This window comes from Verrucosispora sp. WMMA2121, assembly GCF_027460185.1.
GTDB classification, from domain to species: domain Bacteria; phylum Actinomycetota; class Actinomycetes; order Mycobacteriales; family Micromonosporaceae; genus Micromonospora; species Micromonospora palythoicola.
Genome location: NZ_JAPZBH010000004.1, coordinates 785,134 through 797,233, shown reverse-complemented (window position 1 = coordinate 797,233; position 12,100 = coordinate 785,134). Strand labels below are relative to the sequence as shown.

Below are 12,100 nucleotides of genomic sequence, written 5' to 3'. Positions count from 1 at the left end.
GCCCTTCGCGATCATGCAGTTGTGGCGCCCCGAATGCGTGGATACACGGCATTCGTTCGGTGCCACAACTGCATGATCGGCGGGGTGGTCAGGGCAGCAGGGTGGCGAAGACGATCACGTTGTCGGGGTAGTCGCCGGTGGCCTCGTCGAACTGGCCGCCGCAGGTGACGACCCGCAGGCCCGGACGTTCGCTGGGGCCGTACACCTGCTCGGTGGGGAAGGCGTCCTTCGGGTACGAGGCCACCGAGTCCACCCGGAAGGTCGCCGTCCGGCCGTCGGCCCGTTCGACGCTCACGGTGTCACCGGGTCGCAGGGCGCCGAGGGAGAAGAAGACGGCGGGACCGATCGCGGCCGAGTCGACGTGTCCGACGATCACGGCGTTGCCCCGCTCGCCGGGGCTCGGGCCGGGCTCGTACCAACCGGCGAGCATCGCCTGGTCCAGTGGCGGCACCTGGACGGTGCCGTCGGGGTTGGTGCCGAGCGCCATGATGCCGGCGCGGACTCCGATGCGGGGAATGTCGATCCTGGTGGGCGCGGCCCGGGGGAGTCCGGCGGGCACCCGCCGCGCGTCGTCGAGGTCGGCTTCGGCGAACGGGTTCTGCGGGGGCCGGTCGGCCGTACCCGCCACGGGCTGCGGTGGGCGCGCGGCGTCGGTGCTCTTCAGTGACGCGCCGACGAGCCCGGAACCTGTCATGGCGAGCAGGACGACGACGGCGGTGCCGACGGCACGCCACGGTCTACCGTGGCGGCCGCCGGCCCGTCTCGTCGTCGCGTCAGGCCGCGAACTCATCGACCCGACGACGGCGCATCAGCACGAGGCCGCCGAGGGCGGCCGCGCCGACCAGGCTCGCCCCGGCGGCGGCCAGACCACGGTCGGCGCCGGTGGCGATGCCACCGTCACCGCCGTCGACCCCACCGTTCGGCAGGACGACCAGCTCGCCCGTGCCGCAGGAGCCCTCCAGCTTGTACGTGCCGGGCGCGGCGTCCTCGGCCACCTGGGCCTCGCCGTAGTAGACGAAGTCCTTCTTGTGCTCCCAGCCGCGCTCCTCGGCCTCCTCGGCCTCCTCGGCCGCCCAGTCGCCCTTGCCGGACCAGTCGCGCTCGCCCGACTCGCCGGACCAGTCGTCCTTGCCCGACCACTCGCTCTCGCCCGACTCGTCGGACCAGTCGCCCTTGCCGGACCAGTCGTGCTCGGCGGAGTCCGCGCCGTTCTCGTGCCGGCCGGACCAGCCGCCGGTGGACTCCTCGGCGGCCGAGTCGCTCTCCTCGGCCTGGCCCTTCCAGTCCTTCTTGCCGTGGTCCTTCGCGTCGCCAGCCTCGGCGTCCTGGCCGTGCTCCTCGCCCTTCCAGTCGTCGTGGGCGTCAGCCGCGCCGCCGCCCCAACCGCTGCCGGACTCGGCCTCGGCGGGCTGCGAACGCTCGTGGCCGGACCAGCCCTCGCTGTCGGCGCCTTCGGCGGCGCCGTTCTCCTCGCGCCAGTCCTTGTGGTCGCCACGCGAGTCGCCGCCCCGAGCCGGTTCGAGCTTGACCTTCCCGGTGACCTTGGACCAGACGAAGGGGTGCTCCTGCTCCTCGGGGCAGATCTGCACGAGCTTGACCTCTTCGCCGGCCTTGACGGCGTGCGGCTTGGCGAAGACCTTGCCCTCGTCCGTCTGTGCTTGGCCGTCGGCGTACGCGGCCCCGGGCGCGAACACCAGCAGGGAAGCGCTGCCGAGGGCAGCACCCGCAACCACCTTCCCCAGCATCTTCTTAGCCATGACCTGTGTCACTCCATCCCTGTTGTCCTGCGGCCGGCAACAACCGAGCCAGAACCGACGTTAGACCGTTTCATGACTTATGCAGGGAAAATTCGTGTTCTGGCATTAGTTCGGTATGCCGGGTTCTACCGGTTCGCTTGCCCCGGGACCCGCCGGCTTGTCCGGTGCCTGGGTGGATGGGTGGCGCAGTGCTTGCCAGGGCGGCCCGCTCGCGTTGTAGTGGAGTTGGGGGTTTTGCCCGGTAGGGTTTCGAAATATCGAACCATTGCCATGGAAGCGCTCCCATGTAAGAATCGCTGCACGCGGTGAGCAGAGCCACACCGCGTAGGCAGGTGTCGAGGGCATCCGGTTCGCCGGACGACCACCTGGCCGCCGACCGGTGACGCCGGTCGTCGCACCACCACCAACGCCCGTCCGGGTCGGGCGCTCCCGAAGAATCCCGTTGGCACCGGCGGCCGTCCGCACCGGACGTCCTTCGGGCCACGTACCGGGCCGTACGCGGATCCGGTCTCGCCCAAGGAGATCAGTGGCATGAATGTGTGGAGAAGGCTGTCCGGTCGACGCCGGGCCGTCGCGCTGGCCGGCGCGAGCGCGCTGGTCGCGGGCGGTTTGGTGACGCTACCGGTGACCGCGGCGCACGCGGCGACGCAGTGCGACGTGTCGTACACGACGAACGACTGGCAGGGCGGCTTCACCGCCAACGTCACCATCAGGAACGTCGGTGACGCGCTCAGCAACTGGACGCTCGGCTTCACGTTCCCCGACGCCAACCAGCGGCTCGTGCAGGGCTGGTCGGCCCGGTGGAGCCAGTCGGGTCGCAACGTGACCGCGCAGAACGAGTCGTGGAACGGCAACCTGGCCACCGGCGCCAGCACCAACATCGGCTTCAACGGCTCGTGGAGCGGCAGCAACCCCAAGCCCACCTCGTTCACCGTCAACGGGGTGGCCTGCAACGGCGGCACGACGCCGACCACGCCGCCGCCGACCACGCCCCCGCCGACGACGCCGCCCCCCACCACGCCCCCGCCGACCACCCCGCCACCGACGACTCCGCCGCCCACCACGCCGCCGCCCGGCACCAAGGTGGACAACCCGTACGTAGGCGCCCGGGGGTACGTGAACCCGGAGTGGAAGGCCAAGGCCGAATCGGTAAGCGGCGGTAACCGCATCTCGAACACCCCGACCGGTGTGTGGCTTGACCGGATCGCGGCGATCGAGGGTACCGACAACAGCCAGTCCAACGGCCCGATGGGCCTGCGTGACCACCTGGACGAAGCGCTGCGGCAGAACGCGCAGTACATCCAGGTCGTCATCTACAACCTGCCCGGCCGGGACTGCGCGGCGCTCGCCTCCAACGGTGAGCTGAAGGCGGACGAGTTGCCGAAGTACAAGGCCGAGTACATCGACCCGATCGCGGCGATCCAGGGTGACGCGAAGTACCGCAACCTGCGGATCATCAACATCATCGAGATCGACTCGCTGCCGAACCTGGTGACCAACACCTCCGGCAACCCGGGTGGCACCGCGATGTGCGACACGGTCAAGGCCAACGGCGCTTACGTGCAGGGTGTCGGCTACGCCCTGGCCAAGCTGGGCGCGATCCCGAACGTCTACAACTACATCGACGCCGGTCACCACGGCTGGATCGGCTGGGACAGCAACTTCACCCCGACCGCCCAGATCCTGCGGGAGGCCGCCGGCGCCTCTGGTGCCACCGTCAACCACGTGCACGGCTTCATCACCAACACGGCCAACTACTCGGCACTGGTCGAGCCGTACGCCAAGGTCACCGACTCGGTGAACGGGCAGACGGTGCGGCAGTCGGACTGGATCGACTGGAACCAGTACAACGACGAGCAGAGCTTCGCTCAGGCGTTCCGCCAGGAACTCGTCCGGCAGGGCTTCCCCAGCAACATCGGCATGCTGATCGACACCTCCCGTAACGGCTGGGGCGGCCCCAACCGGCCTACCGCCGCGGGCCCGACGACCAGTGTGAACGCCTACGTGGACGGTGGCCGGATCGACCGTCGTATCCACAAGGGCAACTGGTGCAACCAGGCCGGTGCGGGCCTGGGCGAGCGGCCGACGGCCGCGCCGGCGTCGGGCATCGACGCGTACGTCTGGATCAAGCCCCCGGGCGAGTCGGACGGCTCCAGCCGCGAGATCCCGAACAACGACGGCAAGGGCTTCGACCGGATGTGCGACCCGACCTACCAGGGCAACGAGCGCAACGGCAACAGCATGAGCGGTGCCCTGCCGGACGCCCCGATCTCGGGCGCCTGGTTCCCGGCGCAGCTTTCCGAGCTGATGCGCAACGCCTACCCGCCGCTGTCCTGACGGACACAGGCACACCCGCCGCCGACAGTAGGTGAGGCGCTGCGGCGGCAGGTCACCCGGGCCCCTGGTCCGACCGCACCGGTCGGACCAGGGGCCCCTCGCGCCGCCTGCGCCACGGTCGCCGTCACCCGCCCGGCGGCGGTGCAACGCCGCAACCGGCTACCGCTGTCCGGGTGGGGGCGCACCGGGGCGCGGGCGGATCAGGGAACCGTCTTCTCGATCGCCGCGCGTCCGGCCTCGGCCAGCTCGCGCCGGGCCCGCTCGATGTTCTCGGCGGTGAGATCCTGCCCTCGGGCCATCACCAGATCCTCCGGCTCCCAGGGCTGCTCGGCGCCGGTGCGGATGTTGTCTCCGCCCGCGCCGGTACCGGTTCCCGTCGCGCCGGTGCCGGCGGCGTACGGGTCGGCGATGATGTCCTCGGTCGACCCGCCTTCGGGCCGGTCGTCCGGTTCGGCGAACGTCGGATTGTCCCGGTCAGGTCCGCCTCCGGTCATCAGCTGCGGCACGGTGCTGTCGTCGTCGACCGCCGCAGCCGCCTCGGGGCGCTCCTCCAGCGGTCGTTGCCGATCACGATCCGTCATCGCTGCTGCCCTCCTGTCCGCGGCGCTCTCCGACCCTGTTGGGCGTACCCGCCACACCGGTGGCCATGCCTGACGGTGGTACGCCGAGGGCGGGTGCCCCGGATCGGAGGCACCCGCCCTCGGGTGGTACGGCCACGCGGAGTCAGCGGCCGAGCACCCGGTCGAGGAAGTCCCGGTACTCGCGCACGGCCACCCGCAACTGCTCGGTGTCGGACGAGCCGGCCTCCTGCCAGCCGCCGAGCTTGTCGCGGTGCGCGGCAAGGGCGGCGGACAGCGCCTCCATCGCCTCCTCCACCAGCGACTGCGCCTCACCCGCCGCCGCCCGGGGATCGTCCACGAAGCGCAGCTGGACGTCGCGCCAGCGGTCCCGGAAGCCCTGCGCCGTCGCGTCGTCGAACAGGGTCGCCGCGCCGGCCGGGACCGTCGTCCCCGAACCGGACGTGCCCTCGCCCGAGGTCTGGGTGTCGGGGTCGACCATCGTGGGGGCGGCACTTCCGTAGCCGGGACCACCCGCCGCCGCCGTGTCGTCGACGTCCGTCACCGTCGTCCGTCGGTTGTCACCGTCGGCCGCGTCCACGTCGTCGTCGGTCGCGTCCACGTCGTCGTCGGTCGGGTCGTCGTCGACGGCCGAAGCCCGGTCGTCGACGACATCGGCCGCGGGATCGTCGACTGGGTCGGTCCGGTCGACCTCGTCGCTCGTAGCACCGAACTCCGCCGTCGGGTCGGCCCGCCGTCCCTCCCGCTCCCCGTCGACGGCGCCGTCACCAGGTCGGGCGGTGTCCTCCTCGCGCGGGTCGCGCTCGTCCTCGGGGCGCGGGCTGGCCAGCGCGGACGCGGCGACCGCGCCACCGACCGTGGTCGCGCCGAAGGCGGTCGGCACCGGACCCGGCTCGTGGAACTCGGTGCGCTCGCCGTCGGAGCCGGGACGGCCGTCCCAGGGCCGGCCGCGGTCGGCCTCCGACCGGTCCCGATCCGTCGGCTCGTCGACGGTCTCGACCTCGTCGCCCGGCTCCCGGTCGTCCTCGGTGGTCGGCACCGCCACCGGGGCGGAGCGTACGGCCTCGGGGTGGTCGTTGTTGAGCTGCTGCTCTTCCTGCCGCATGGTGATCTCCTCAGCGGTTGGTGGCGTCGTGGGCGGCATCGGGGTGGCGCTGTTCCGGCATCCCCGCAGCGACCGGCGACTCCTCGCCGAGCAGGTCGCTGAAGAGGGCGCGATAGTGGACGACGGCCTGGCGGAGATCCTCGGTGCTGGCCTCGCCCCGGGAGTTGCGCAGGTGGATCTCGTGCGCGTCGCGGTAGTGGCCCAGCGTCCGCGCGTGCTCGACGGAGAGATGGGCGATCTGGTCGTCGAACTCACCGGTGGGGTACCCGCGTTCGGCGATCAGCCGGCTGACCAGTTCGTCGGCCTGCCCGACGGTTTCGGCGGGAGCGTCGACGAAACGTACCTGAAGCTCCTCCCACGCCTCGGTGTACCGGGCACGGGACTCGGGGGTGAGCGGGACCAGTTCGAGCTCGGCATGCCGGCGTTCCCGGTCCCGCAGCTCGCGCTCGGCGGCGCTGCGGCTGTCCTGCTCGGCGACGACGTGGTCGTACTCGGGGCCGAACCGTTGCCGGAGCGCCCGGCGGCGGCCGGCCACGACGACGACGGCGGCGATGGCGGCGACCACCAGGATGACGAGGACGGTGACGACTATCTGCGTGGGCGACATGGCTCCTCCTTCGCCTGCAGGTATTCCCTCCACGCACTGATCGCCAATCCCGTTCCGGAACACTTTCCTGACCCGACCCGGTTGGCGCGGGCAGGGAACCCGACAAGGGGTTGGTCGTCGGGACGTTCGGCAACGTACCGGTAGTCTCGACGGACGGTAGTGCGACCGGCGCGGATTACGTATCCTGCCCAAGGCGCCCGAGCCGGCGTCCCGGCGGGACGACCGGGATGCGCCCGGTGACGGCGCTGCCCGGCTGCGCCGGAGCCCTTCCAGCCACCCTTCCGGGCGAGGTCCGATTGAACACCCGCGACTGGCCGATCCGCTCGAAGCTGACCGCGTTGGTCGTCGTGCCGGTGACCGCGCTGCTGGCACTGTGGATCTTCGCGACCACGCTCACCTTCGGGCCGGCGCTCGACCTGCTCGCCGCCCGTACCCTGCTGTACGACCTCGGCCGGCCAGGTGAGACCGTGGTGGCCGAGCTGCAACGGGAACGACGGCTCTCCGTGGTGCACCTCGCCTCGCCACGCACCGAGTGTGGACAACCCTCGGCCGACTGCGTGCTGCCGGCCCTGGTGGCACAGCGGGGCCGCACCGACGCGGCGATCACCGAGTTGCGTCGCCGGGTCGGCGGCGACCAGCTGCGCGACGCCGCCGGTGAGCTGCTCGAAGCCCGGCTCGAACGGCTCATCGGCGAGTTGGACGCGTTGCCGGCCGGCCGCGGCTTCATCGATCGTCGGGATCTCGACCGCGCCGGCGCGGTCGGGCTCTACAGCGGAATGATCTCCTCCGCCTTCCACACCTTCACCGCCCTGGCCAACCTCCCGGACCACGACCTCAACCGCGAGGCGTTGGCGCTGACCGGCCTCGGCCGTTCGCGGGAACTGCTGGCCCAGACCGACGCGCTGCTGGCCGGGGTGCTGACCTCGGGCAGGTTCGCCGAGGGCGAGCACATCCTGCTCGTGCAGGGCATCGGAAATCAGCGGTTCCTGGCCGAGACCGCGGTGGCCGACCTGCCCGAGGCGGACCGGGCCGCGTACCAGCGGCTGACCGAGCGGGAGGCGTTCGGCCGGCTCCGGGAGATGCAGGACGACGTCGTCGCCGCCGACCCGTCAGCCCGGCTCAGGCTCGACCCGCAGGCGTGGCAGACCAGCTACGACACGGTGCAGCAGTCGCTGCGGGACTTCGAGCTGACCCAGGCGGACGGCCTGGCCGACCGGTCGGTGCCGATGGCGGTACGGACGCTGGTGCGGCTGGCCGCCGCGGGACTGCTCGGCCTGATCGCCGTCGTGCTCTCGCTGGTGGTGGCGGTCCGGGTCGGCCGCTCGGTCGCCCAACGGCTGACCCGGGTACGCGGCACGCTCGCCGACGCCGAGCGGCGCCTGCCGGAGGTGGTGGACCGGCTGCGCAACGGTGAGCAGGTCGACCTGGCTCGGGAGGCCTCGGTGGCCGACCGGGGCGCCGACGAGATCGGCCAGGTCGCGCAGGCGTTCACCGAGGTGCACAAGGTCGCCATCCGTTCGGCCATGGTCGAGGTGAGCCTGCGGCGTGGTCTCAACGACGTCTTCCTGAACATCGCGCGACGCAGTCAGGGGCTGGTGCACCGGCAGATCGCGCTGCTCGACCGGCTGGAACGCGACGCGGAGGACCCCGACCACCTGGCCGAACTGTTCCGCGTCGACCACCTCGCCACCCGGCTGCGTCGGCACGCGGAGGATCTGGTCATCCTCGCCGGCGCCACACCGGGCCGGGGCTGGCGCAACCCGGTCGCCATGGTGGACCTCATCCGAGGGGCGATCTCCGAGGTCGAGTCGTACGACCGGGTCGACATCACCACGGTGCAGCCCGCCGGCACGGTCGGTCGGGTGGTGGGGGACATCATCCACCTGCTCGCCGAGTTGATCGAGAACGCCACCGCGTTCTCCCCACCCGACTCCCGGGTTGAGATCTCCGGTGAGCACGTGGCGCACGGCTACGCCCTCTCCGTCACCGACGAGGGTCTCGGCATGAGCGAGGCGGCCATCGACGAGGCGAACCGGAAGCTGGCCCGGTCGCCGGAGTTCGATCCCAGCGAGACCGCCCGGCTCGGTCTGTTCGTGGTGGCGCGACTGGCCGCCCGGCACGACGTCCGGGTCCGGTTGCGGCGATCGAAGGGCACGGGCACCGGCCTCACCGCCGTGGTGCTCATCCCGACCGGACTGATCACGGAGGAACCGTCGCCGTTGCCCGGCCCGGAGGCGCTGGCGGGCGACGACAAGGGTGCCACGCCGGAGCAGCGGAGGCTGGCCCGGGCGACCCGACTGACCACGGTGCCCCGTCCCCGAACCCGCGCCGTCCCGCGCGACACGACGGCACCCGCCGGCGGTCCGGTCGAAGGCGAGCCGGTCGGCGAGACGACCCTCCGGACCCAGGGCGGCAGATCGACGGTCGGGCCGGCGGAGGCCGACGGTCTGCCCCGCCGGATCCGCCGCCGCGCCGTCGCGTCGCCCAGCGGCGAGCCGGCAGCGTCGACCGCTGATGCCGGCAACGGCGTCCCGTCCACCGCCGAGGTGGCCCCCGTCGTCCGGGCCGGACCGGAACCTCAGCCCGCACCGGCGCGGCCGGCCGGCACCGATCCAGCCGAGGCCGGCGCCGACGCGCCGGTTGGACCGGTTTCCGGGCACCGGGACGTGCCCGGTGCCGACCCCGTGCTGGACGCGCCCACCGTGCAACTGCCGGCGATGACCGCACGGCCCGCACGGACGGCCGCGATCGACGGCCCGACCGTCCGACAACCGGTGGTCGCGTCCCGGACCCTGGCCCGGCCGCACCGCGATCCGGCGCCGCGCAGCCCGGAGGAGGCACGCCGGGTCATGTCGGCGTTGCAGGCGGGCACCGCGCGGGGTCGGCTGGCCGCCACCCGAACCCCCGGCCGTGATCCGGGTGGACCGGTCCCCGGCAACGGGACCGACCGGACCGAGCCGTCTCCGGCGCAGCCGAACCACCAGCCCGGTGCGGCTGCCGCCGACCCGACCGACCGGGCCGGTTCCGCCGTGCCGGCTCCCGACCCGGCCGGAACGGACCCGCCGGGTCAAAACCGCAGCACCGCGCCGCCCGACGCCCTGCCGGCCACCGAATCGGCGCCGGCGAATCCCCCGACCGTGACTGAGAGGGACGCCTGATGCAGTCGACGAGGCAGAACGCAGATCTCGACTGGTTGCTGGACGATCTGCTGGAGCGGGTGCCGACCGCGCGGCAGGCCGTGGTGCTGTCGGCCGACGGACTCCTGCTGGGCGCCTCCGCCGGCCTGGGCACCGCCGATGCCGAGCACCTCTGTGCGCTGGCGTCCGGTCTGTCCAGCCTGGCCCGGGGCGCGAGCCGGCACCTCACCGGTGGACCGGTCCGGCAGACCGTCGTGGAGATGGAGTCCGCGTACCTCTTCGTCACCGCGGCGGGCCAGGGCGCGTGCCTGGCGGTCGCCAGCGACGCCGACGCGGACATCGGCCTGGTGGCGTACGAGATGGCGATGCTGGTGACCCGGGTGGGTGAGAACCTGGGGGCGCCGGCCCGGGCGGCTGCGGGTACCACCGATGCGGACTGACCTGCCCGGGCACCGACATGAGTGGCTCGACGACGACGCCGGGCCGGTGGTGCGGCCGTACACCCTGACCGGCGGGCGGGCCCGTCCCAGCACGGACGGGCTCGATCTGGTCGCGTACGTGCTGGCGAAGCCGGATCCGGACCTCGCGGCCTATCCGGAGCTGTATCCGGAGCACCGGCTGCTGGTGGAGCTGGCCGGCCGCGGTACCCCGGTCGTGGAGCTCGCCGCGGACCTCGACCTGGCGATCGGCGTGGTCCGGGTGCTGCTCGGTGATCTGCTGTCCCGCGGACTGGTCGCCGTGCACCAGCCACCGCGCGCCACGTACCTACCCGACAACGACATCCTCAAGGCGGTGGTCGATGGACTCCGTGCGTTATGACGGCGAGCGGCGGGGCAACCGGGTGCCCATCGCGCTGAAGATCCTCATCGCCGGCGGCTTCGGCGCCGGCAAGACGACGCTGGTGAGCGCGTTGAGCGAGGTCCGGCCGTTGCAGACCGAGGAGATCCTGACGGACGCCGGCATCTACACCGACGACCTCTCCGGGGTGGAGACCAAGACGACCACCACGGTGGCGATGGACTTCGGCCGGATCACCATCAACGAGGACCTCCAGCTCTACCTGTTCGGTACGCCGGGACAGGACCGGTTCTGGTTCCTCTGGGACGAACTGGCCTTCGGTGCGCTCGGCGCGGTGGTGCTCGCCGACACCCGACGGCTGGCCGACTGTTTCCCCTCGATCGACTACTTCGAGCAGCGGGGCATCCCGTTCGTGGTGGGGGTGAACTGCTTCGACGACGCCCGGCGGTTCAGTCTCGAGGCCGTGCGCCGGGCCCTGGATCTGGACCCGGACGTGCCGATGGTGCTCTGCGACGCTCGTGATCGGCAGTCCGGCAAGACCGTGCTGATCTCCCTGGTCGAGCACGTCGCCCGGCATCGGGGCGAGCCGGTACCGACGGCCTGAGCCGACCGGCGGCGCGCCCGGGTGGCGGCGCAGAGGTCTAATCCGTCGGCGTCGGGGGAAGGCTGCGGAGGTGGATTCGACGGAAACGAGCGGAGGGCGGCAACCGGTGGCAGGTCGAGGCGAGATCGTTCACATCGGCGGGTACACCGCGCCCAGCGGTGGGCGCGGCACCGGCATCGTCGCCGCCCGGCGGGAGCCGCGTACGGGCGAGCTGACGTCGCTGGGCACCGTCGCGGTCACCGACTCGCCCTCCTTCCTCGCCCGCCACCCGACGCGACCCGTGCTGTACGCGGTGAACGAACTGCCCGACGGCCGGATCAGCGCCTGGCGGGTCGGCACCGACGGCGAGCTGTCCGCAATCGGGTCGTGGCCCACCGGCGGAGCGGAACCGTGCCACCTGGCGGTCGCACCCGACGGGGGTCACCTGTTCGTGGCCAACTACGGCGGCGGCAGCGTGACGGTCTTCCCGCTCGACGCCGACGGGGTGCCGAGCGAGCGCACCGATGTGGTCGCGCACCAGGGACACGGGGCCGATCCCGAACGCCAGGAGCGGGCGCACGCCCACATGGTCTCGCCGGGGACGGGTGCGTCGCCGTTGCTGGCGGTCGATCTGGGCACCGACTCGATCTACCGGTACGACCTCGACGCCGCCACCGGACGACTGGTGCCACGCGCGCCCCGGGTGCGAACCGCGCCCGGGGTGGGGCCCCGGCACCTGGCCCGGCACCCCGACGGACGGCGCTGCTACGTCTCCGGGGAGCTGGACGGTTCGGTGCTGGCCTACGAGCTGCTCGACGGGGCGCTGCACCACCGGGGCCGGGTCGACGCCAGCGACCGGGGCGGGCACGTCCAGCCGTCCGAGATCGGCATCGGTCCGGACGGCCGCTTCCTCTACGTCGCGAACCGGGGTGTCGGCACCGTGACGGTCTTCGCCCTCGGTGCGGACCTGCCGGAACTCGTGGCGGAGGTGGAGACCGGCGGCGAGTGGCCCCGTCACTTCGCCCTGATCGGTGAACACCTGTACGTCGCCGACGAACGGGCGGACATGGTGCGCACCTTCCGGGTCGACCCGGCCACCGGGGTGCCGGTGGCGGTCGGCGAGCCGCTACCGATTGCGAGCCCTACTTGCGTTCTGCCCTGATCGTGTGGCTCGGACATAGATACATCCACATTGCGC

At 72.2% G+C, this 12,100-nt stretch carries 11 protein-coding genes; 6 read left to right on the top strand and 5 right to left on the bottom strand.

The features are described from left to right. Positions 1-88 precede the first annotated feature (88 nt). Together O7605_RS04395 and O7605_RS04390 are read right to left on the bottom strand one after the other, a co-directional pair. Positions 89-790, bottom strand: a complete 702-nt coding sequence (locus O7605_RS04395) for a class F sortase (RefSeq protein WP_269738023.1) — start codon at positions 788-790, stop codon at positions 89-91. Continuing rightward, positions 774-1,757, bottom strand: a complete 984-nt coding sequence (locus tag O7605_RS04390) for a hypothetical protein (RefSeq protein WP_269738022.1) — start codon at positions 1,755-1,757, stop codon at positions 774-776. Before O7605_RS04390 ends, O7605_RS04395 begins: the two co-directional genes overlap by 17 nt. Before the next feature lie 531 nt (positions 1,758-2,288). On the opposite strand from O7605_RS04390, the gene O7605_RS04385 reads away from it, so the two are divergent. Further along, positions 2,289-4,094, top strand: a complete 1,806-nt coding sequence (locus O7605_RS04385; protein ID WP_269738021.1) for a glycoside hydrolase family 6 protein — start codon at positions 2,289-2,291, stop codon at positions 4,092-4,094. Positions 4,095-4,294: 200 nt separating this feature from the next. Here O7605_RS04385 and O7605_RS04380 read toward each other — a convergent pair whose 3' ends face one another. The 3 genes from O7605_RS04380 to O7605_RS04370 form a co-directional block, all read right to left on the bottom strand. Continuing rightward, a complete protein-coding gene (locus tag O7605_RS04380) occupies positions 4,295-4,675 on the bottom strand; it encodes a hypothetical protein (RefSeq protein ID WP_269738020.1) in 381 nt (126 codons plus the stop codon). Between the two features lie 142 nt (positions 4,676-4,817). Then, the gene (locus O7605_RS04375) at positions 4,818-5,777 is read right to left on the bottom strand and encodes a hypothetical protein (RefSeq protein ID WP_269738019.1); all 960 of its coding nucleotides are present in this window, start codon (positions 5,775-5,777) and stop codon (positions 4,818-4,820) included. Between the two features lie 10 nt (positions 5,778-5,787). Next, entirely contained in the window at positions 5,788-6,384 is a 597-nt protein-coding gene (locus O7605_RS04370; RefSeq protein WP_269738018.1) for a hypothetical protein, read from the bottom strand. A gap of 296 nt (positions 6,385-6,680) precedes the next feature. Between O7605_RS04370 and O7605_RS04365 the strand changes: the two genes are divergently transcribed. The 5 genes from O7605_RS04365 to O7605_RS04345 all read left to right on the top strand — a co-directional run bounded on the left by O7605_RS04365 (position 6,681) and on the right by O7605_RS04345 (position 12,064). Beyond that, positions 6,681-9,542, top strand: coding sequence for a nitrate- and nitrite sensing domain-containing protein (locus O7605_RS04365; RefSeq protein WP_443083897.1), 2,862 nt, complete (start codon positions 6,681-6,683; stop codon positions 9,540-9,542). Then, positions 9,542-9,961, top strand: coding sequence for a roadblock/LC7 domain-containing protein (locus O7605_RS04360; protein ID WP_269738017.1), 420 nt, complete (start codon positions 9,542-9,544; stop codon positions 9,959-9,961). Before O7605_RS04365 ends, O7605_RS04360 begins: the two co-directional genes overlap by 1 nt. Continuing rightward, the gene (locus O7605_RS04355; RefSeq protein WP_269738016.1) at positions 9,951-10,340 is read left to right on the top strand and encodes a DUF742 domain-containing protein; all 390 of its coding nucleotides are present in this window, start codon (positions 9,951-9,953) and stop codon (positions 10,338-10,340) included. The genes O7605_RS04360 and O7605_RS04355 overlap by 11 nt, the downstream gene beginning before the upstream one ends. Continuing rightward, the gene (locus O7605_RS04350; protein ID WP_269738015.1) at positions 10,321-10,923 is read left to right on the top strand and encodes a GTP-binding protein; all 603 of its coding nucleotides are present in this window, start codon (positions 10,321-10,323) and stop codon (positions 10,921-10,923) included. Before O7605_RS04355 ends, O7605_RS04350 begins: the two co-directional genes overlap by 20 nt. Positions 10,924-11,029: 106 nt before the next feature. Further along, complete coding sequence (locus tag O7605_RS04345) at positions 11,030-12,064, top strand: lactonase family protein (protein ID WP_269738014.1); 1,035 nt, start codon at positions 11,030-11,032, stop codon at positions 12,062-12,064. Positions 12,065-12,100 lie beyond the last annotated feature (36 nt).